A 21,153-nucleotide genomic window follows, 5' to 3' on the forward strand; every position below is an offset into this window, starting at 1 on the left:
CCCTGCCTGAAGCCGTGTCCGTAGCCCTCGGGGAGTCAGGGTGAGGTTCAGTGTGCGGCGGTGGTGTGGTTGTGGTTGTTGGTGTGGTGGCGGAGGAACGCGTGGGCTTGCCGGACCCGGTCGGTGATGGTGGCGGGCTGTGGCGGGCGCTTCGATGAGCAGCAGTCGGGGGTGTTCGGCAAGGCACCGTTTCGTGATGCCGCTGTGGTGGGTGGTCCGGCCGGCCGCCGAGACCTTCCGCGTGATGCCGGGCGATCCATCGGCGCACCGTGCGGGGGTCGACGTGCAGGACCTCGGCGATCTCGGCCTTCAGGCGACCCGCTCAGCGGAGTGTGCGGGTGGCCTTCGCGGCGCAGGCGGTGACGGCGGTGATGGCGTCGTGGACGATGTCTGGTTTGGCCTTGAAGCCGAACACCGTCATCGCCAGGACCGGGTGGCCGGCGTTGTCGAAGACGGGGGCCGAGATGACGCGGGCCTGGGTCAGGACTTCGTCGGAGAGGTCGGCGGGCTCGTAGTCCAGCGAGGCTACCAGCGCGTCGAGCTCCTCGTTGGGGACCGTGCCGGGCTCGGCGGCCAGGCGTTCCAGGGCGGCGGCGAAGCGGCGGTGGCCCTCGCTGCCCAGGCCGATGGAGAAGCCGCGGTCGCGGATGCGGGCCAGGGCCTGGGTTTCGGCCTCCTGGGAGTCAGGGGCGAACTTGGCGACCCAGGCCGCCTGTTCGCGTTCGGGGGCCCAGGCTTCGAAGATGGAGGGGCCGTGCGGGCGGAACGGGAGGCGCTGGCCGACCAGGGTGGTGGGCTGGGCCGAGGAGGATGCGGACGGCGGGTCGAGCTGGCCGATGACGACGACGCTGTCGCTGACGGGGGCGGTCACCAGGCAGCGCAGGCCGCTGTCGGGCAGCTCCTGGGCGATCGAGCGGATGAGCTCGAAGTGGCGCAGCGGGCGGGCGAGGCTCATGTCCGGGTCGTAGGCGGTCAGGGTGAGCGGGGTGAAGCTGCCGTAGCCGCCGCGGAAGAACAGCAGGGGCAGTTCGGTGCTGGCGGTGTCGAGGTGTTTGACCTCGGCGATCGCGATCTTGTGGTCGCCGGCGTCGTGGACGGCGACGGGGACGCAGTCGATCCAGGCGACGGCGCCCTCGATGATGGGGGCGCCGGACGGGGCCGGGCGCCAGGGGACGCCGTCGAAGCGCTGGGCCAGGGGGGCGGTGGCGATGCGGCGGCACACGTCGGACTGGTGGGCGGCGAGGATGTTGACGCACCAGTTGCCGGCCTTGTGTAGGTGCGGCCAGGTCTCCGAGGTGACGCTCGGGTAGAAGCCGACGAGCGGCGGGTGCATCGACACGGACGAGAACGAGCCGACGACCATGCCGATCGGCGGGCCGTCGTCCGGCTGGGCGGTGATGACGCAGACGCCGGTCGGATACTGCCCGAGGACGTGGCGGAACCAGGCGGGGTCGTCGGGGCGGCCGGCCGGGCGGTGGGCGGTGCTGGTCGACATCGCGGTCCTCACATGTCCCCGGGGCGCAGTTCGCGGTCCTCCCGCAGGCCGATCGCGTCGGCCCACAGTGCGGTCAGGTGGTCGATCACGCCCTCGGGGTCCAGCGGCGGGTCCGGCGGGTCGGCGATGAAGGCGTCGTAGCAGTACGCGCTCACCATCAGGCTCATGGCCCGGGCCGTCTCCTCCGGGTCCAGGCCGGCGCGGACGTGGCCGCTCTTCATGCCCCGGGCCAGGGACCGGGCGAAGGAGTGCCGGAAGTTGCCGACCCACTCCCGGCGCAGCTCGGCCAGGCGGGCGTCGCTGTGGCTGGCGGTCTCCCAGAGGCTGAAGAAGTCCCGGTTCTCCCACTGCGTCGTCACGATCGCGCTGATCGCCCGGCGCAGGCCGAGGCGGCCGGTGGCGGCGTCCCAGAAGTCGGCGCCGAGGTTGAGCATGCGCAGGGCGCTCTCGGCCGCGATCGTGGCGACGATGTCGTCGCGGTCGGCGAAGTACTGGTAGACGGTGCCGAGGCTGACGCCCGACCGCTGGGCGATGTCGCCGAGGGAGACGTTGGCGTAGCCGTCGCGGGCGAAGAGCTGCTCCGCGACCTCGAGCAGCTTCGTGCGGGTGCGCATGGCCCGGGGCCCGACCGGCGTCTCCCGGCCGTCCTGGCGGCGCACCGCGCCCCGCAGGTCGGCGGCGACCTTCTCCAGGCGCCGGCTGCGGGCCGGGTCGGGATCGTCAGGCAGATCCTGCATGCCGCCACCTCTCGTTGCCCGGCTCCCACGTGAACGCGGAGAACCATAACGCCATCCGTGTGTCGTACGCCACCCTGAATCTGAATAGATTCAGGCAAGTCGCCCGGCACTGCAGCGAGCGTAAGCGCGTCGAGACACATGTATATCTGCACAGCCGCACGCGACGGCCCAGTGTCGAACATGTTTCGGCAGGGTCTTGCGCTCGACGAGTTTCTGAGTAGATTCAGCAATCACTTCCTTGAGACCGGCGTCACACACGCACGGTCGGCCTTCGCTGCTCTCGATCGACACCCGCTTATGAGGGGGATCTCCATGGCTCGTCCGACGCCCATGACTTTCGGTGTGTTCATCGCCCCGTTCCACGCCAACGACGACAGTCCGGTGCTCTCCCTGCGTCACGACCTGGCGCTCATCGAGCTCGCCGACCGTCTCGGCTTCGACGAGGCATGGGTCGGCGAGCACCACTCGACCGGCGTCGAACGCATCGCCGACCCGTTCATGGCCCTCGCCGCGGCGGCCGTGAAGACCTCGCGGATCCGGCTCGGCACCGGCGTCGTCAGCCTTCCGTACCACCACCCCCTGCTGGTCGCCGACCGCACCGTGCTGCTGGACCACCTGAGCCTGGGCCGCGCGATGCTCGGCGTCGGGCCGGGCGCCCTCATCTCCGACGCCGACATGATGGGCATCGCCCCGGTGACCCAGCGGTCCCGGATGAACGAGGCCCTCGATGTGATCATCAAGCTTCTCGACGGCGAGGTGGTCACCGCGTCCACCGAATGGTTCGAGCTGCGCGAGGCCCAGCTGGCGTTCCTGCCGCTCAACCCCAACGGCGTCCCGATCGCCGTGGCCAGCACGACCTCGCCCTCGGGCGTCACCACGGCCGGCCGGCACGGCGTCGGCGTCCTGTCGCTCAGCGCCGGGTTCATCGGCGGCAAGAAGGACATGCGGGCGCAGTGGGAGATCGCCGAGCAGGCGGCCAAGGAGGCCGGCACGACCATCAGCCGCGACGAGTGGCGGATGGTCGTGCGGGTCCACCTCGCCGAGGACCGCGAGGAGGCCATCCGCGACGTCGAGCGCAACCGCGAACAGGAGCGGCAGGACTACTTCAAGCCGGTCCTGGGGCTGGAGAACGACTACACCCTGGCCGACGAGATCGCCGACGACAGCTCCATCATCGGCACGCCCGCGGACGCCATCGCCGCGATCGAGCGGATGCTCGAGCAGACCGGCGGCTTCGGCGGGTTCATGATCATGACGCACGACTGGGCGAGCCGGGAGAAGGCGTACACCAGCCTCGAGCTCTTCGCCCGCTACGTCATGCCGCACTTCCAGGGCACGCTCACGGCCGCGCAGCGGTCCGCCCGTGTCGTCACCGAGAAGCGACCGTCCTACAAGCCACTGGCCCAGGCCGCGATCTCCAAGGCGTACTCCGACTCCGGCCGCGAGCTGCCCGCCGGGGCGAACATCCAGAGCCTGCGCTGACTTGGTCCCGTGCTGCACACCCCCTCTGCGTACCGCAGACAGCTCGGATGATCCGAAAGGACCGACATGCCCATCCCCTCACCCCGCCATGTCCTCGCCCCTTTAGTCGTCCTCGCCCTCGCGGGCAGCCTCGCTGCCTGCCGCGGTGAGGACCAGCCCGGGAGCACGTCAGCCAGCAACAGCGGCCCGATCAAGATCATGCAGATCGGCACCTTCGAGAGCCCCAACCTGTCGCTCAAGGACGCCAAGGCCGGCCTCGACGCGCACGTGCAGTCCATCAACGCGGCCGGCGGCATCGACGGCCGGAAGATCGAGGTCACGTTCTGCAACGACGCCTACAACGCCAACACCGGGGCCGCCTGCGCCCGCCAGGCCGTGAGCGACGGTGTCGTCGCCGTGGTCGGCGCGGCCAGCTCGCAAGCCCCCGCCGAGCTGCCCGTGCTCGAGGCGGCCGGCATCCCGTGGCTGGCCGGAGCCGGCTCGGGCGGACCGACCGAGGGCACGAGCAAGGTGTCGTACCCGATCACCGGCGGCACCCAGTCGATGCAGGTCGGCCTGGGCCGGCTCCTGGCCAACAAGGGCGGCAAGAACATCGCGGTCATCGTCGCCGACGCGGCCGCCGCCTACGCCGCCGCCGACGACATCGCCAACGGCGCGAAGGCCGGCGGCGCCCAGTCGTACCGCATCCTGGCACCGCTCGGCGCGCCCGACTTCAGCGCCGTGGCCTCCTCGGCCCTGGCCAAGACCCCCGACGCGATCGCCGTCGCCTCCACCGCGACCGACGCCCCGCGCATCATCCGGGCCGTGCGCCAGGCCGGGTTCAAGGGCAACATCGCGACCCTCGCGAACATCTTCAAGCCGGCCGACCAGAAGGCCCTCGGCGACCTCGCCAACAACGTCTTCATCACCTCGTCCGCGGTGCCCGTCACCAACACGACGATCCCGCAGGTGAAGCAGTTCCTGGACGACATGGCCAAGTACCACCCGGAGGCCGTCACCGACAACGGCTCACTCGGCACCTGGAGCTCGATCACGTTCCTCGTCGAGATCGTGAAGCGCCTCGGCGGCAACGTCTCGGCCGCCGCGATCACCGGCCTGCTGGACAAGCTCGACAAGCCGATCGTCCTGGGTACCGTGACCGACTACGCCGGCATCCCCAGCACGCCGATCGTCGCGGCCTACCCGCGCGTGCCGACCTTCAAGGTCTACGTGTCCGAGGCCGTCGGCGGGACGCTGAAGCAGGACGGCGACGCGATCGACCCGCTGGGCACCAAGTAGATGAGCACGGCGGCGGTGACGGCCGCGGAGTCGGCGGAGTCTCTGGACGCACCCGTCCTCGAGCTGCGCGGACTGAGCGCGGGGTACGACGACCTGGCCGTGGTGCGCGACGTCGACCTCACGGTGATGCGCGGCGAGATCGTCGCGCTCCTCGGGGCCAACGGGACGGGCAAGTCGACGACGATCCTCACCGCGGCCGGCGAACTGCCGCCGATCGGGGGCGAGGTGCGGTGGCGCGGTGCGGTCACGACGGCCCCGCTCCACGTCCGGGCGCGCATGGGCATGAGCTTCGTGCCCGAGGAGCGCTCGGTGCTGATGAGCATGTCCGTGCGCGACAACCTGCTGCTCGGGCCGGGCCGCATCGAACGGGCGCTGGAGCTCTTCCCGGAGCTCCAGCCGCTGCTGGCGACCCGGGCCGGGCTGCTGTCCGGCGGCGAGCAGCAGATGCTCTCGCTGGCCCGGGCGCTGGCCGCGAACCCGGTCGCGCTGCTGCTCGACGAGCTGTCCCTGGGCCTCGCCCCGCTGGTGGTCGACCGCCTGTTCGCCGCGCTGCGGCGGGCCGCCGACACCGACGGGGTGGCCGTCCTGCTGGTCGAGCAGCAGGCCCGCCGGGCCATGGCGGTCGCCGACCGCTGGTACCTCCTGCGCCGCGGCGTCGTCGCGGCGGCCGGGAACGCCGCCGACGGCATCGCGGCCGTGGAGTCCCTCTACCTCGGCGACGCCACCGACTCAGGACCGGAGTGACAGTGGAAATCGTCCAGTTCCTCCTGCTCGGCCTGGGCATCGGCGCCATCTACAGCCTGCTCGGCCAGGGCCTGGTGCTGATCTACCGGGGCTCCGGGATCGTCAACTTCGCCCAGGGCTCGTTCGTGATGGTCGGCGGCTACGCCTACTACGAGTTCCGCGTGGCTGCGGGCTGGCCCGCGCTGCCGGCCGTCGTCTGCGCGACCGCGGTCGGCGTCCTGCTCGGGGTGGCCGTGCAGTATCTGATCCTGCGCCCGATGCGCACCTCGTCGCCGATCGAGCGGGTCATCGCGACCCTGGGCGTGCTGCTGACCCTGCAGGCCGTGGCCGTGCTGCGCTACGGGGTCGGCCCGATCAGCGTGCCCTCGTTCCTGCCCACCAACGCGGTGGAGGTCCTGCCTGGCACGACCCTCGGCGTCGACCGGCTCATTATCCTGCTCATCGGGGTCGCGCTCACGACCGCGCTGTACGCCGTCTTCCGCTGGACGTCGTTCGGGCGGGTGTCCAGCGCCATGGCCGAGAACCAGCGCGCGGTCGCCAGCCTCGGGCACTCCCCGGACCGGATCGCGGTCGCCAACTGGGCCCTGGCCACCGGCATCGCGGCCCTGGCCGGCGCGCTGATCGGCCCGATCACCTACCTGCAGCCGACCCAGCTGACCCTGCTGATCGTGCCGGCCCTCGCGGCCGCGCTGCTGGCCCGCTTCGTCTCGTTTCCGATCGCCTTCGCCGGCGCCCTCGCCATCGGCGTCGTGCAGTCCCTGATCACCCGCTATGTGACGGTGACCGGATGGGGGGACAGTGTTCCCTTCATCGTCATTGTTGCTTATCTGGTACTGCGTGGAAGCTCACTACCCCTGCGCAGTCACGTGCTGGAGCGCCTGCCCAGCGTCGGCGACGGCCGCATCCGGGTCATCCCGGCCGTCGTGATCGTGGGCGTGTTCGCGTTTCTCATCGCGTTCGTGGTGTCGCCGGTGTGGGCGCAGGCTCTCACGGTCACGATGGCGTTCGCGATCCTCACGCTTTCGGTCACGGTCGTCACGGGGTACGCCGGCCAGCTGTCCCTGGCTCAGTACGTGCTCGCCGGCGCGGGGGCCTTCGCCGCGGCGACCTTCGTCCACCGCGCGGGCTGGAGCTTCCTGCCGTCGCTGATCGGCGCGATGCTGGCCGCGGCGCTCATCGGTGTCCTGGTCGCGCTGCCGGCGCTGCGGACCCGCGGCATCAACCTCGCCATCGCCACCCTCGGCATGGGCATCGTGCTGTTCAGCCTGGTGCTCAGTGACTTCGCGCTGACCGGCGGCGACGTCGGCATCCCGATCGGCGAGCCCTCGATCCTGGGCTGGGACTTCGACGCCATCAAGCACCCGTACAACTACGGCCTGGTGGCGTTGGCCGCGCTGACCCTCAGCGCGCTCGCCGTGGCCAACCTGCGCCGCGGCCGGGCCGGGCGGCGCCTGCTCGCCGTGCGCTCCAACGAGCGGGCCGCGGCGGCGCTGGGCGTCAACGTGTTCGTCGGCAAGCTCTACGCCTTCGCCCTCGCCTCGGCCCTGGCCGCCCTGGCCGGAGTCCTGCTGGCGTTCCAGGGCGTGGCGGTCCTGCCGGCCCAGTTCGACGTGCTCACCTCGATCACCGTCATCGGCATGGCGGTCGTCGGCGGCATCGGCACCATCGGCGGCGCCGTGCTCGCCTCGACCCTGCTGCCCGGCGGTGTCGGCACCCAGATCCTGCACGGCGCCGACAACCTGGAGAGCTACCTGCCCCTCGTCAGCGGCCTGTTCCTGCTGTACGTCCTGCGCAGCGGGCGCAACGGCCTCTACGAGATGAACGCCCATCTGGTGCGCCGCATCGGCCGGCTCCTGCGGGTGCCGTCCCTCCCGGCCCGGGCCGCGAAGCCGCACGCGGAGCCGGAGCCGGAGACGCACGAGCGCCGGGCCGCGCGGACCCTGCGCGTGGCCGGCCTGCGGGTGCAGTTCGGCGGGGTCGTCGCCGTCGACGACGTCACCCTGGAGCTCGTCCCCGGCGAGGTGCACGGCCTCATCGGGCCCAACGGGGCCGGCAAGACGACCGTCATCGACGCCCTCACCGGGTTTGTCCGGCCGGCCCGCGGCACCATCGCGCTCGACGACGAGTCGATCGCGCCGTGGAGCGCGCGGCGGCGGGCCCGGGCCGGGCTGGCCCGCTCGTTCCAGTCCTTGGAGCTCTTCGCCGACCTGTCCATCCGCGAGAACCTGGCGGTGGCGTGCGACGACGGCGGCGCCCGCCGCTACCTCAGCGACCTCGTCGTGCCCGGCCGCATCCGGCTGACCCCGCCCGCGCTGGCCGCGATCCGGGAGTTCCGGCTGGAGGACGATCTCGACCGCAAGCCCGGCGAGCTCGCGTTCGGTAAGCGCCGCCTGGTCGCGATCGCCCGGGCGGTGGCGGCCGACCCGCGGGTGCTGCTCCTCGACGAGCCAGCCGCCGGGCTGAGCGACGAGGAGGCCCGCGAGCTCGGCATCCTCATCCGGACCCTGGCCCGCGACTGGGACATGAGCATCCTGCTCGTCGAGCACAACGTCGACCTGGTGCTCAGCACCTGCGACCGGGTCACCGTGCTCGAGGCCGGGGCCGTGCTGGCCCGCGGCACACCGCAGGAGGTCGCCCGCGACCCGCGCGTCGTGTCCGCCTACCTGGGCCGCGAAGCAGAAACCGAAGCAGCAGCAGAAACCGAAGCGAGGACCCGATGACCGAGCCGGTGACGCCCGCATCCGTAGCGGCCGAGGCGCACGCCTTCTTCGCGGCCCGGGCGCCGAAGCGGGAGCGGCGCGGCATGCTGCACGGCGTCGGTGACGACGACGTGGTCGGCGTCGGGCTCACCCAGCCGGAGGACGAGGCGGCCGAGGTCGCCGAGGCCCAGCGCTGGCAGCGGGAGCTCTTCGACGCCGGGCTGGCCTGGCTCGACGGGCCGGTGGCCCTCGGCGGGCGCGGCCTCGACCACAGCTACGTCGAGCTGGTCGCCGGCATCGCGGCCGAGTATGAGCTGCCCTCCACGGGGACCTACATGGTGAGCCACGGGATCGTGGCCCCGACGATCCTCGCGCACGGTACCCCCGAGCAACACAAGGCTTTTCTGCCCGGCATCTGGCGCGGTGATCTCATCTGCTGCCAGCTGTTCTCCGAGCCGGAGGCCGGCTCCGACCTCGCCAGCCTGCGCACGACGGCGGTCCGCGACGGCGACGACTGGATCGTCACCGGGCAGAAGGTCTGGTCGTCCTTCGCGCACGTCGCGAAGCTCGGCGAGCTCCTCGTGCGCACCGGGCCGCCGGAGAGCCGGCACCGGGGCCTGAGCATGTTCCTCATCGACATGGACTCGCCCGGGATCGACGTGCGGCCGCTGCGCCAGGTCACCGGGTCCGAGCACTTCAACGAGGTCTTCCTGGACGGTGTGCGGGTGCCCGACGCCCGGCGGCTGGGCCCGGTCGACGGCGGCTGGAACATCGCGATGACCACGGTCGGCAGCGAGCGCTCGGTGCTCGGCCGGGCCCACAACGGCATCATGATCGAGCCGGTCATCCGGCTGTTCGCCCTGGCCCGCTCGACCGGGGCGATCGACGACCCGGCGATCCAGGATCTCCTGGCCGAGTGCTGGGCCCGCGAGCAGGTGCTGCACGAGACCGCCACCCGGCTGCGCGACGCCGGCGGGCCCGCCCCCGGGTCCGTGGTCAAGCTCATGACGACCTCCGACATGGAGTACTACTCCGACGTCGCGGCCCGCCTCCTGGGCTACCGGATGGTCGCCGACACCGGCGCCTGGGGCACCTACTCCTGGTCGCAGCTGCTGCTCAGCGCGCCGTCGCACCGCATCGCCGGTGGCAGCGACGAGATCCAACGCAACATCCTCGCCGAGCGTGTGCTCGGTCTTCCGCGCGAGGAACGCCCGGTCAGCGAGAAGAGTGCCTGAACATGGACGAGATCGAACAACTGCGGCGGGTGGTCCGTGACCACCTCGAGCGCGACCCGGGCGCGGCCCTGCGCGGCGGCTCCCTCGCCCCGGACGCGGTCCTGCGCCTCGACCGGGACCGCTGGCGGCGGCAGGCGAACGACCTGGGGCTGCCCGGCGTCCGGATCCCCGAGGAGTTCGGCGGGGCGGGCATGGGCCTGGCCGAGGAGGTCGCCGTCCACACCGAGCTGGGCCGGGCCCTCGACGACGGCCCGTTCCTGACCACCTCCCTCGTCGCCGCCGCGCTCACCGCGCTCACCGACGACGAGGCGAACCACGGCCGGCTGGCCCGGATCGCCACCGGTGACCTGGTCGCCGTGCCGGTACTGCCCATCGAGGAGACGTTCCCGCTCCAGTACCCGCACGCCAAGGCCGGTACCGGCGGCGACTTCGAGGTCACCGGCGAGCTGCCCTGCGTGGTCGACGCCACCGTGGCCGACGCGATGCTGGTGCTCGCCGACTACCAGGGGTTCCACGCGTTCTTCTGGGTCGAGACCGGTGACCCCGGCGTCGAGGTCGTCCCGCTCAAGACGCTCGACCTGACCCGGCGGATGGGCGCGGTCCGGCTGCACGGGGCGCGCGCCCAGCTGCTGGCCGAGCAGGACCGGGCCCGAGCCGGGGTGGCCGCCATCCGCCAGGGCGCGATCCTCGGCATGGCGGCCGAGAACGTCGGCGCGGCCGAGCGGGCCCTCGAAATGGCGGTCGAGTACGTCAAGGTGCGCACCCAGTTCGGCCGGCCGATCGGCTCGTTCCAGGCCGTCAAGCACAAGTGCGCCGACCTGCTGGTCTCCCTCGAACGGGCCCGCTCGGCGCTGTCGGTCGCGGTGCGTTCGGTGCAGCACAACGACCCCATCGGCCGGCGGCCCGAGTCCCTGGCCGGGCTGGCCGTCGCCCGGATGTACTGCGGGCGGGTCGGGGCCGAGATCACCCGCGAGGTGATCCACCTGCACGGCGGCATCGGCTTCACCTGGGAGCACCCGGCCCACCTGTACTACCGGCGGGCGGTGTCGAACCGGCAGCTGCTCGACTCGACCGGGCAGCAGCCGCGGCTGCTGACGGCGTCGGTGCTGGCCGCGCACGGCGAGGACACCCAGCTGGCCTCGTTCTACGCCGGGAAGGCCGGCCGATGATCCTGCGCGTCGAGGCAGGCGGGGTCACGCTCGATGACCTCGACGACCTCCAGCGGCTCAGCGCCCGGGTCACCGGCGGCGCTTCGATCGGTGACTGGGGACGCCTCGAAGCCGGACACGTCGTGGTCACCACCGAGAAGCTCGTGCGGTTGGCCGGGGCCCGGGCGAGCGATCCCCAGTGGCGGAGCCGGTTCGACGGCATGGTGGATTACGCGCGCCGACACGGCTGGGTCCACGGCGACGAGGTCCGCATGCACGTCGTCGGCGAGTGAGGAGTACCCCCGATGCAGCTTTCCGGTCTCGCACCGGGTGACTGGGTCACCCTGCACGCGCGTTTCACCCCGCAGGCGGATTTTCTGGTCGCCGCGGACGGGCGGGCCCGCAGCTACGCCGAGGGCGACGCGCGGATCACCCGGCTCGCCCGCGCGCTGCGGCAGCTCGGGATCGGCCCCGGCGACCGGGTCGCGCTGCTGGCCGTGGACTCGCCCGAGTACGTCGAGGTGCTCCTCGCGTGCATGAAGCTCGGCGCGACCTACGTGGCGCTCAACTTCCGGCTCTCGCCGGCCGAGGTCCGCACGGTCATGGCGGCCAGCGGCGCCCGGGTCATCTTCCACAGCACCCGATATCAGGAGATCGTGGACGACCTCGAGCTTCGCGTGGCCATCGGGTTCGAGTCCGGCTACGAGGATTTCCTGGCCAGCGGGCCGGACGGCGGCGAGCTGACGGCGGTCAGCCACGACGACGACATCCTGAGCATCTCGTTCACCAGCGGCACGACCGGCACCCCGAAAGGCGTGCTGCAGTCCCAGCGCATGATCAAGGCGATCACGCAGTCCGGGATCCTCGAGCTCGGCCTGCGGCCCGGCGACCTGATCTACGCCGGGGCGCCGCTGTTCCACGCGGCCGGGTTCGGGCACGTGCTCTACGGCCTGGCCCGCGGCGGCGCCTCGATGATCATGCCGCAGTGGGACGCCGACCTGGCGCTGTCCTGGCTCGGGTCGGGGCGGGTGCGGCACACGACGCTCGTCCCCAGCATGATCATCCAGCTGCTCGAGCACCCGAAGCTGGCGGAGGCCGACTTCTCCGGGCTGCGCTCGATCATGTACGGCGGCGCGCCCATGCCGACCTCCGTCGTCCGGCGGATGGTCGAGGTCTTCGGCTGCGACCTGCACAACGGGTTCGGCGCCGGGACCGAGGCGGGCGGGCAGCTCGTCCTGCGGCCCGAGGACCACCGGCGGGCCCTGGCCGGCGAGGAGTGGCTGCTCGGCACCATCGGCCGGCCCGCGTTCGGCGCCGACGTGCGGCTCCTCGACCCGTTCGGGGCGGAGGTGCCGGACGGGCGGATCGGGGTGATCGCCAGCCGCGGCGACACCGTCATGAGCGGCTACCTGGACCGGCCCGACCTGACCGCGGCCGCCGTCCGCGACGGCTGGTTCATCGCCGGCGACCTGGCCTGGAAGGACCCGGAGGGCTTCCTGCACCTGGCCGGCCGGGCCGACGAGATGATCATCCGGGGCGGCGAGAACGTGTATCCGGTCGAGATCGAGGACGTGGTCGGCGGCCATCCGGCGGTCGCCGAGATCGCCGTCGTCGGCGAGCCGGACCCGCACTGGGGCCAGGTGGTGACCGCGATCGTGGCGCTGCGCGACGGCCACGGCGCGCTTTCGGCGGCGGACGTCAAGGAGCACTGCCGCGGCCGGCTGGCGAGTTACAAGGTGCCGCAGCGCATCGTCGTCGTCGAAACCTTCCCCCGCAATCCGGCCGGCAAGATCGACAAGCTGCGCCTGCGTGAACTGCTCGCCGAGGAACCCCCTTCGTGAGTTCGTGTCGTGGGGGTGCGGGGGGCGCGGAGGTCCCCGCCCGGGGCGGGAGCGAAGCGGCCTCGGAATCCCCTTCGTCTTGTTCGTTGTTTTTCTTGGTTTTTAAGGAGCCGTTCTGATGCTCACCGGCGACCAGTACTTCGAATCCCTGCGCGACGGCCGGCGCATCTTCGTCAACGGCCACTCGGTGCCCGACGTGACCGCGGAGCCGCTGCTGCACGGCCCCGCCCTGGCCGCGAAAATCGGCTACGACAAGCACTACCGGCCCGGCGAGCATGTCCACGGCCCGTACTTCTTCATCCCCACCTCGGTCGAGGAGCTGCGCGAGACCCAGCAGCAGCAGCTGCACTGGGACTTCCCGACCATCTCCACCGCCAACGGACTCCTCATGGTGCTCACCGCGGCCAGCCGGATGCGCGCGCAGCAGCCGCAATACGCCGAGCGCGCGCTCGCCTATTTCGAGGAAAGCAAACGCCGCGACATCCGGATCGTGCAGTGCATCACCGATGCGAAAGGCAACCGGGCGCTTGCTCCCGGCAAGCAGGACGACCCGGATCTGTACGTCCGCATCGTCGACCGTCAGCGCGACGGCGTCGTCATCCGGGGGGCGAAGCTGCACATCTCCTCGGCCGCGGTGGCGCACGACCTCATGGTCATGCCGACCAAGCGGATGAAGCCGGGGGAAGAGGACTGGAGCGTCGCCTGCGCGGTGCCGGTCAACTCGCCCGGGGTGCGGGTCATCAACGCCTCGTTCGCGCCGCGCCCCGACCTCGACCCGGACTTCTACCCGTACAGCTCCCGGCACGTGATGACCGAGGGCCTGGTCGTCTTCGACGACGTGTTCGTCCCCAACGAGCGGCTCTTCCTGGCCGGGGAGCTCGAGCACTCGGCGACGTTCGTGCACTCGCTCGGCCTGTGGGAGCGGCTCGGCAGCGTCGGCAGCTACGTGCGCCTGGCGGACACCCTGGTCGGCCTCGCGCAGCTGATCTCCGAGGCCAACGGCCTGACCCGGATCGGGCACATCAAGGACAAGATCGCCGAGATGATCATCTACGCGACGCTGATCCGGGCCGGCTTCGAGGCCGCGATGACCCACGCCACGTTCACGCCCGAGGGCTGGGCGTCGCCGGACGAGCTGTTCACCAACGCCGCGAAGTACCACGCGGCCGCGCAGTTCAGCACCATGGTGCGCAACCTGCACGACATCGCCGGCGGCTCGATCCTGACCGCGCCCTCCCTGCGCGACCTGAGCAACCCGGAGACGGAGGCCGACCTGCGCAAGTACATGCGCACCATGGACGGCGTCGACGCCGACTACCGGATGCGGCTGTTCCACACGATCCGCGACTTCACGGCCGACGCCTACGGCGGCTGGAAACACGTGACAGTCATCCAGGCCGGCGGCGGGCTCTACGCGCAGAAGGTGGTCGTCACCAACCACTTCGACATGGACACGGCGAAGGCCCTGGCCCGCGAGACGGCCGGCATCACCGAATCCGGCGAGGTCCTCTCCGGCCTGCACCGCTTCGGCCCGCACGGCTTCGGCGCATGAACTACGAGGACAACACCTTCGCCTGGGTGGACACGTCCGATGCGGTGCCGCCCGCGGCGCTCACGCGGCTGCTCTTCGAGGCTGACGACGGCGTCGCCACAGTGACGCTGAACCGGCCCGACAAGCTCAACGCGGTCGACGCCGTCCTGCGCCACGAACTCAGCGCCGTGCTGCGCTGGTGCGACGCCGCCGATGAGGTCCGGGCGGTCGTGCTCACCGGCGCCGGAAGGGCCTTCTGCGCCGGCTCGGAAATGACCCAGAGCGGCTTCGGGGGTACTGCCAACGCCCGCGCGGAGCCCGAATGGATCGCGCCGTACCAGGTCCGCAAGCCGGTCGTCGCCGCGATCCAGGGTGCCGCGGTGGGGCTCGGGCTCACCCTGGCCATGCAGTGCGACGTCCGGTTCGTCGCCTACGACGCCGTGCTGTCGCTGCCGTTCGTGCGCCTCGGCGTGACCGCGGAGCTGATGGGGCACTGGAACCTCGTCCGGCACGTCGGGCTGGGCCGGGCACAGGAGCTGCTGCTCACCGGGCGCCGCTTCACCGGGGCCGAGGCCGCGATGTGGGGGCTGGCCGTCTCGGCGCTGCCGACGGAGCAGGTCCTCCCGCGGGCGACGGCGCTGGCCCGGGAGATCGTCGAGCACGCCGCGCCCGTCGCGGTCGCCACGACCAAGCGCCTGCTGTGGGAGACCGGGGACCTGGGGCCGTTCGAGCACGCCCGCCGGGAGCGCCTCGTCATGGAGCGGCTCCTGGACCGCCCGGACGCCCACGAGGGAGTCACGGCGTTCCTGGAGAAGCGCACGCCCGCCTGGACCGGCCGCCCCTCGACCGACCTGCCCGCCTTTGGAGAGGACTCCGCGTGACAAGCATCGAGCAAGAGTTCATCGGGGTCCCCTCGCCGGCCGTGGGCCGGGCCGGCGCCGGTGGCCACCCGCTGCAGGGCAACTACTACACCCCGGCCGGGCGGCGGCCGCGCACGGCGTTCATCGCCGCGCACTACAACGTCGACTTCAGCGAGCACTACATGGCGACCCGGCTGGCCGAGCGGGGCTACGGGTTCCTCGGGTGGAACACGCGGTTCCGCGGGGCCGAGCACCTCTTCAGCCTCGACCACGCCCTCGCCGAGATCGGGGTCGGCGTGCGGTTGCTCCGCGACCGGGGCGTCGAGACGGTGGTGCTGCTCGGGAACTCGGGCGGCGGTTCGCTGATGGCGGCGTACCACTCCCAGTCCCGGGAACCGAACATCCGCCCCTCCTACGGCCGCTCGCAGGTGTTCGAGCCGGCCCTGCACCTGCCGCCCGGCGACCTCATGGTGTTCCTGGCCGCGCACCCCGGCCGCCCCGAGTGGATCACCCGGACCATGGACCCGTCGGTGACCGACGAGGCCGACCCGAACTCGATCGGTGTCGATCCGGGCCTGAACATGTACGACCCGAGCCACGGCGGGGTGTACTCGCCGGAGTTCCTGGAGCGGTACCGGGCCGCCCAGATCGAGCGCAACCACCGCCTGACCGCGTGGTGCAAGGCGAGCCTGGACGCGGCGCGGGACAAGCCGGCCCGCGACCGCATCTTCACGATGGCCCGCACGTGGGCCGACCCGCGGTACGTCGACGCCAGCATCGACCCGTCGAAGCGCCCCACGCCGCTGTGCTACTTCGGCGACCCGAAACGGGCCAACTACGGCATCCTGGGCGTCGGCATGGTGAACACGATGCGCACCTGGCTCAACATGTTCAGCCTGACGGAGTCCGACTGCGTCGCCGCGCCGCACCTGGCCCGCCTGGACCTGCCCACCCTCGTGATCCAGCCGGACGCGGACAGCGGCGTGTTCCCGGCCGACGCCCAGGGCCTCTACGACGGCGCGGCGACGACGGACAAGGAGTTCGTGACACTCCCCGGCGACCACTACTTCGCCGAGCCCGCGGACGCCCGCGACACGGTCGCCGACACCATCGCGGCCTGGATGTCCGGCCGCGGCTGAGCGGGTTGCCTGAAGGCCGAGATCGCCGCGGTCCTGCACGTCGAGCCCCGCACGGTGCGCCGATGGATCGCCCGGCATCACGGCTCCTGGGCACGCCGAAGGCCTGGACCACCGCCCGCATCCGGCGGGCGCTCGGGCGCCCGCCGCTGAGCCTGCGCACCGCCTACCCCCGGGTTCGGGAACAGGCCCGCTGGTCCCAAGCGCGACTGATCGCCACGAGCGACCCTGACCACGAGCAGATCTGCGCCGGCATCCAGGACCGGATCGCCGCCTGCCCGCCAGGGCGCTCGTCCTCACCGAGGACGAAACCCACCTCGACCCCCTCGCCCGCGTCCCTGCCGGCCGGATGGCGACCGGCCTGCACCACCAGATGATGACCCCGGCAAAAACCTCCGCCGCACCATCCACAGCGCTCATCGAAGGCGCCCACCGGGTCCGGCAAGCCCACGCGTTCCTCCACCACCGCACCAACAACCACAACCACACCACCGCCGCGCACTGGACCTCACCCTGACTCCCCGAGGGTTACGGACACGACTTCAGGCAGGGCGCTCAGCCTTCGCGGGCTTACCGGAGGCGGCATTCGCGTGCTGGCGCCTGACCGGTGGCCGTTCGGTGATGGTCACGGCGATCCGGCGGGCGTTCGACGACTCATGGTTCGTGCGGGCGGCCAACGGGCTGACGACGGCCGTCGGCGCTGCGGCCGCACCCCGGTCCCGGTCGCCAGGCAGGACCAGCACCGTCCGTCCGGCGAGCTGCTCCACCGGGTCGCCCTCCGGCAGCCACGGTGCGATCCCGACCACGCCGGTCACCGACGGGTCGCCCGCCTCCCAGCACGCGGCCCGCCCGCCCAGCGAATTGCCGACCAGTACGACCGGCACCGCGCCGTCATCGCCGAACCGGAACTGGCGGAGCTGCTCGGGTTGCGGCGGCCGGACGACGCGCCGCCCATGGTGCACCGGGGGCAGCTGCCCGTGAAGGACCCGCCGCCGCCTACGCCCGCAACCGCACGTCATGGCGTGGCGCGACGAAGCGGCGAGCGGCGAGCGGTGAGCGGCGGGCGCGGCGCTGGGCTGAGGGCACGGGCCGGTGCGGGCGGGGTCTGGCTATTCGCCGGACGGGGCCCGGGCGCTCAGCCCGAACCCGGCCACCAGCAGCACGTTGACCAGGACGGCCAGCCAGGCGATGTCGGCGATGTGGGCGACCGGCCACGCCAGGCCGGCCACGCCGACCAGGGCTGCGGCCACCGGCTGGAGCCGGCGCAGGGCCCAGGCGATGAGCAGCAGCGTCAGCGGGAACAGCAGGCCCAGCGGCTTGATGATGGTCGCCGCGCCCGTGGCGTCCACCAGGTCGGTGTCGCCGAGGGAGACGTGAATGGTGTTGAAGCCGTAGCCGACGTTGCCGGCCAGGCCGAGCACCCCTACGACCAGCAGGACGGCGCGGAGGACGCCGCCGGTCCAGGCGAGCGACCGGATCAGCAGGAGCCCGTAGGCGGTGGCGCCCAGGACGTGGACGGCGCCGGCGACCGGGTCGGCCCAGCCGTTGACGGCGTAGAGGACGTCCGCGAGGAGGTACAGCACCGGCGCGAAGTACAGCGACGCGTTGAGCACGCGGTCGGCAGGAGTCATGTCCTCCACGGTCGTGGCCGATGCCGAAGCGCGCATCGGGGCAGGCCCGGCCGTCGTCTGAGGGTCTGCACTGTTCCGGACGGCGGGACGCGGTGCGAGCATGGCGGGATGGGCAGGGTCTTGGCGGCGGTCACCGGGGTGGTGGTGGCGCTGCTGGTCGCCGGGGGAGCGGTTCTCGGCCTCCACGTCGGCAACCTGCACAACGGGCTCATCGCGGTGTCGTTCACGGCGGTCGGGCTGTATGTGGTGCGGCGGCTGCCGGGGCATCGCGAGGGGTGGCTGTTCGTGGCGACCGGGGCGGCCCATGCCGTCATGTACTTCGGGCGCCAGTACGGGCTCTACGAGCGGTCGCTGCCCGGCGCGGCCTGGGTCGGCTGGCTCGGGGTGTGGCCGTTGCCGCTGGTCCTGGTGCTCGTCGGGGTCACCATCATGGGCTTTCCCGACGGGCGGCTGCCGGGGCGGGGCTGGACGGCGATCGTCGCCGGGCTCACGGGCGGCGCCGCCGGGCTCGCCGTGGTGTCGGCCCTGTGGCCCGTGGAGTACACCCGGATCGGTTTGAACCAGCACCCGATCGACCTGCCGGGGCGCGAGGGCGCGATGGCGGTCTTCACCGTCGGGCGGGCCGTGCTGTATCCGGCGATCCAGGTCGTGTGGGCGGTTTGCGTGATCCTCCGGCTCCGCCGGGCCGAGGGGGACGAGGCCCGGCAGATCCGCGGGTTCGTGGCGGTGGTCGCGCTGACCGCGCTCGGGATGGTCGTCGGCGTCGCCGGGTGGGGCACGCCGGTGCCGGGGACGTTGATGGCGCCGCTGGTCGCGCTGGCGGCGGGGGCGGAGATCCTGCGCCATCGGCTGTACGACCTCGACCCGGTCATCAACAAGGCCCTGGTCTTCGGCGTGCTCGCGGGGCTGGTCACGGCCGGGTACGCGGCGATCGTCGTCGGGGTCGGGACCCTGCTCGGCGGGCATCAGACGGTGCTCGCGCTGCTCGCCGTGGCCGCCGTCGCGGTCGCGTTCGAGCCGGTCCGGCGGCTCGCGCAGCGGTGGGCCGACCGGCTGGTACACGGGCACCGGGCCACCCCGTACGAGTCGCTGGCCCGGATGTCGGCGTCGGCCAGCGCCGCCGGGCTCTGCACGACGATCGCGGAGGCGGTCGGGGCCCGCGAGGTCGTGCTGTGGCCGGCCACCGCGGAGCCGCCCGAGCCCGGGTTCCCGATCGTGCACAACGGGCAGCACCTGGGCGCGCTGACCGTGCACAAGGCGCCGGGGGAGCGGCTCAGCGCGGCCGAGCGGCGGCTCGTCGTCGACCTCGCCGCGCAGGCCGGGCTGATCCTGGCCCTGCAGGCCTCGGCCCAGCGCCTCGTGGCGGCCGGGGACGAGGCCCGGCGGCGACTCGAGCGCGACCTGCACGACGGGGCCCAGCAGCGGCTCGTCACGGTGGCCCTGGAGCTGGGCGGGCTCATTCGCCTCGCGGCGGGGCGGCCGGAGCTGGCCGAGCGGGCCGAGGCGGTGCGGGCCGAGCTGCTGCGGGCGACCGCCGAGCTGCGGGAGACGGCCCGCGGCATCCACCCCGCGGTCCTGACCCAGGACGGGCTCGAGGCCGCGCTCGGGTTTCTGGCCGACCGCTCGCCGATCCCGGTGCGGGTGCGGGTGCACGTCGGGCGCCGGCCCCCGGCCGAGGTCGAGTCGACGGCCTACTTCCTGGTCAGCGAGGCGCTGACGAACGCCGCGAAGCACTCCGGGGCGACCCTCGTCGAGGTCTGCTGCGCCCTGACCGACGACGGCCTCGACCTCGCAGTCGTCGACAACGGCGGCGGGGGTACTGCCCTGTCGCCCGGCGGCGGCCTGGAAGGCCTCGCGGACCGGCTCACCATGCTCGGCGCCCGCCTGGCCGTGGAGAGCTCGGCGGCCGGGACGACCCTGCGGACGGTGATCCCATGCGCGTGATGCTGGCCGACGACGGGCTGCTGTTCCGGGAGGGCATGGCCCGCATCCTGACCGAGGCCGGGTTCGCGGTGACGGCGGTGGCCGCGAACGGCGTCGAACTGCTGCACCAGGTCCGGGCCGACCCGCCCGACGCCGCCGTGCTGGACCTGCGGATGCCGCCGTCGTTCTCGGCCGAGGGCATCGAGGCGGCCGCGGCGATCCGGGCGTTCGCGCCGCGGGTCGGGCTGCTGCTGCTCTCGCAGTATGTGGAGGTGCATCACGCGCTGCGGCTGCTGACCGAGTTCGACGGCGGCGTCGGCTACCTGCTCAAGGACCGGGTTTCGGACCTGGCCGCGTTCGGCGGGGACATCCGCAAGGTTGCCGCCGGTGCGACCGTCATCGATCCGGAGCTGGTGACCCGCCTGGTCGCCCGCCGCCGGGAACACGATCCGTTGCAGGCGCTCACCGAACGGGAGCGGTCGGTCCTCGCGCTGATGGCGCAGGGCCGGTCCAACGCCGCCGTCGCGGCCGAGCTCCGGCTGGCCCTGAAGACGGTCGAGGCGCACGTCCGCGCGATCTTCCTGAAGCTGGACCTGCAGCCGGACGACCGCGAGCACCGCCGGGTCCGGGCCGTCCTGGCCTTCCTCAGGGCTTGAACTCCTAGCCGTCGACCGTCGCCTTGGCCGGGCAGCCGTTCTTGTTCTGCCAGGTCTGCAGCTCGGCGACCGGGGACTTCTCCTTGCCGGCCTTCCACGCGTCCAGGTAGGACCACGGCCAGATCACGCCGCGGCGGGTCCACCAGTCGCCGGTCTTCGCGCAGGCGGGGGAGAGGCCGAAGTGGATGTGGCAGGCGCTCGCGTCGCCGGTCCGGCCGACCTTCGCCACCGGCTGGCCGGCCGCGACCTTGGTGCCGGCCGCGATGCCGTCGTCGATCGACGCGAAGTGGGACATGTAGTAGCGGGCGCCGTCGTCGCCGAGGATCGACACGGACAGGCCGCCGCGGGAGGAGCCCTCGTTGACCTTCGCGGTCCAGGTGTCGGTCTTCTGGACCTCCAGGACGGTGCCGTCCACGGGGGAGAGGGCGTTGAGGCCGCAGTTGGCGATGATGTCGCTCGCCGGGTAGTCGTGGTGGTCGTGCGAGTAGGACCCCTTGCCCTGCAGCGGGAAGGCGTGCTTCGCGGTCCCGGCGGGCGCGGCCGCGGCGGAGGTGCCCGGGGCCAGGCCGGCGGCGTTGTCCGGACCGGCGGCCGACGGGTCGGTGCTCTGGACCTGGCGGCCCTGGGAGGTCTGCGGGGCCGGGGCCTGGGCCGCGGGGGCCGAGCCGTCGCCGCAGCCGGCCGCCGCGAGGGTGGCCAGGAGCGCGAACCCGAGGAGACTCACACGCATCGCGGACATCGCCCGCCACCCTACGCC

General features: G+C 72.4%; 18 protein-coding genes and 3 pseudogenes. 14 read left to right on the forward strand and 7 right to left on the reverse strand.

What is annotated here, in order from left to right:
• Positions 1–47 precede the first annotated feature (47 nt).
• The 4 genes and pseudogenes from ACIA8L_RS17615 to ACIA8L_RS17630 all read right to left on the reverse strand — a co-directional run.
• Positions 48–216: pseudogene (locus ACIA8L_RS17615) on the reverse strand (IS630 family transposase); the annotation flags it as partial.
• Positions 209–322 (reverse strand): annotated as a pseudogene (locus ACIA8L_RS17620) (helix-turn-helix domain-containing protein); the annotation flags it as partial. The pseudogenes ACIA8L_RS17615 and ACIA8L_RS17620, both read right to left, overlap by 8 nt.
• Complete coding sequence (locus ACIA8L_RS17625; protein ID WP_395905507.1) at positions 323–1,495, reverse strand: flavin reductase; 1,173 nt, start codon at positions 1,493–1,495, stop codon at positions 323–325.
• 8 nt (positions 1,496–1,503) lie between these two features.
• Positions 1,504–2,232: a TetR/AcrR family transcriptional regulator gene (locus tag ACIA8L_RS17630; protein ID WP_395905509.1), complete on the reverse strand. Its 729-nt coding sequence runs from the start codon at positions 2,230–2,232 to the stop codon at positions 1,504–1,506.
• Between the two features lie 330 nt (positions 2,233–2,562).
• Here ACIA8L_RS17630 and ACIA8L_RS17635 point away from each other — a divergent pair, with 330 nt between their 5' ends.
• The 12 genes and pseudogenes from ACIA8L_RS17635 to ACIA8L_RS17690 all read left to right on the forward strand — a co-directional run.
• Entirely contained in the window at positions 2,563–3,714 is a 1,152-nt protein-coding gene (locus tag ACIA8L_RS17635) for an LLM class flavin-dependent oxidoreductase (RefSeq protein ID WP_395905511.1), read from the forward strand.
• A gap of 66 nt (positions 3,715–3,780) precedes the next feature.
• On the forward strand, positions 3,781–4,992 hold the full coding sequence (locus ACIA8L_RS17640) for an ABC transporter substrate-binding protein (protein WP_395905513.1): 1,212 nt from the start codon (positions 3,781–3,783) through the stop codon (positions 4,990–4,992).
• A complete protein-coding gene (locus ACIA8L_RS17645) occupies positions 4,993–5,736 on the forward strand; it encodes an ABC transporter ATP-binding protein (protein ID WP_395905515.1) in 744 nt (247 codons plus the stop codon).
• Between the two features lie 2 nt (positions 5,737–5,738).
• Positions 5,739–8,456 carry an ATP-binding cassette domain-containing protein gene (locus tag ACIA8L_RS17650; RefSeq protein ID WP_395905517.1) on the forward strand — a complete coding sequence of 906 codons (2,718 nt, stop codon included), beginning with the start codon at positions 5,739–5,741 and terminating at the stop codon, positions 8,454–8,456.
• Positions 8,453–9,670 carry an acyl-CoA dehydrogenase family protein gene (locus ACIA8L_RS17655; protein WP_395905520.1) on the forward strand — a complete coding sequence of 406 codons (1,218 nt, stop codon included), beginning with the start codon at positions 8,453–8,455 and terminating at the stop codon, positions 9,668–9,670. Before ACIA8L_RS17650 ends, ACIA8L_RS17655 begins: the two co-directional genes overlap by 4 nt.
• 2 nt (positions 9,671–9,672) lie before the next feature.
• Complete coding sequence (locus ACIA8L_RS17660) at positions 9,673–10,839, forward strand: acyl-CoA dehydrogenase family protein (RefSeq protein ID WP_395905522.1); 1,167 nt, start codon at positions 9,673–9,675, stop codon at positions 10,837–10,839.
• Positions 10,836–11,111 carry a hypothetical protein gene (locus ACIA8L_RS17665; protein ID WP_395905524.1) on the forward strand — a complete coding sequence of 92 codons (276 nt, stop codon included), beginning with the start codon at positions 10,836–10,838 and terminating at the stop codon, positions 11,109–11,111. Before ACIA8L_RS17660 ends, ACIA8L_RS17665 begins: the two co-directional genes overlap by 4 nt.
• 12 nt (positions 11,112–11,123) lie before the next feature.
• Positions 11,124–12,659: a class I adenylate-forming enzyme family protein gene (locus ACIA8L_RS17670; RefSeq protein ID WP_395905526.1), complete on the forward strand. Its 1,536-nt coding sequence runs from the start codon at positions 11,124–11,126 to the stop codon at positions 12,657–12,659.
• Positions 12,660–12,777: 118 nt separating this feature from the next.
• Entirely contained in the window at positions 12,778–14,211 is a 1,434-nt protein-coding gene (locus ACIA8L_RS17675) for a 4-hydroxyphenylacetate 3-hydroxylase N-terminal domain-containing protein (RefSeq protein WP_395905528.1), read from the forward strand.
• Positions 14,208–15,071 (forward strand): enoyl-CoA hydratase/isomerase family protein, encoded by an 864-nt coding sequence (locus ACIA8L_RS17680; protein ID WP_395905530.1) that lies wholly within the window; start codon positions 14,208–14,210, stop codon positions 15,069–15,071. Before ACIA8L_RS17675 ends, ACIA8L_RS17680 begins: the two co-directional genes overlap by 4 nt.
• Positions 15,068–16,189: a hypothetical protein gene (locus ACIA8L_RS17685; RefSeq protein ID WP_395905532.1), complete on the forward strand. Its 1,122-nt coding sequence runs from the start codon at positions 15,068–15,070 to the stop codon at positions 16,187–16,189. The genes ACIA8L_RS17680 and ACIA8L_RS17685 overlap by 4 nt, the downstream gene beginning before the upstream one ends.
• Positions 16,190–16,703: pseudogene (locus ACIA8L_RS17690) on the forward strand (IS630 family transposase); the annotation flags it as partial.
• Between the two features lie 25 nt (positions 16,704–16,728).
• On the opposite strand, the gene ACIA8L_RS17695 reads toward ACIA8L_RS17690, so the two are convergent.
• The gene (locus ACIA8L_RS17695) at positions 16,729–17,148 is read right to left on the reverse strand and encodes a hypothetical protein (RefSeq protein ID WP_395905534.1); all 420 of its coding nucleotides are present in this window, start codon (positions 17,146–17,148) and stop codon (positions 16,729–16,731) included.
• 147 nt (positions 17,149–17,295) lie between these two features.
• Entirely contained in the window at positions 17,296–17,817 is a 522-nt protein-coding gene (locus tag ACIA8L_RS17700; protein WP_395905536.1) for a hypothetical protein, read from the reverse strand.
• A 108-nt stretch (positions 17,818–17,925) separates the two neighbouring features.
• Here ACIA8L_RS17700 and ACIA8L_RS17705 point away from each other — a divergent pair, with 108 nt between their 5' ends.
• Together ACIA8L_RS17705 and ACIA8L_RS17710 are read left to right on the forward strand one after the other, a co-directional pair.
• Positions 17,926–19,761 (forward strand): sensor histidine kinase, encoded by a 1,836-nt coding sequence (locus ACIA8L_RS17705; protein ID WP_395905538.1) that lies wholly within the window; start codon positions 17,926–17,928, stop codon positions 19,759–19,761.
• Positions 19,752–20,396, forward strand: a complete 645-nt coding sequence (locus ACIA8L_RS17710) for a response regulator transcription factor (RefSeq protein WP_395905540.1) — start codon at positions 19,752–19,754, stop codon at positions 20,394–20,396. The genes ACIA8L_RS17705 and ACIA8L_RS17710 overlap by 10 nt, the downstream gene beginning before the upstream one ends.
• Before the next feature lie 4 nt (positions 20,397–20,400).
• Here the strand turns inward: ACIA8L_RS17710 and ACIA8L_RS17715 are convergent, their stop codons facing one another.
• A complete protein-coding gene (locus ACIA8L_RS17715) occupies positions 20,401–21,135 on the reverse strand; it encodes a M23 family metallopeptidase (protein WP_395905541.1) in 735 nt (244 codons plus the stop codon).
• Positions 21,136–21,153 lie beyond the last annotated feature (18 nt).

This window comes from Dactylosporangium sp. NPDC051541, assembly GCF_044454505.1.
Classification (GTDB): domain Bacteria; phylum Actinomycetota; class Actinomycetes; order Mycobacteriales; family Micromonosporaceae; genus Dactylosporangium.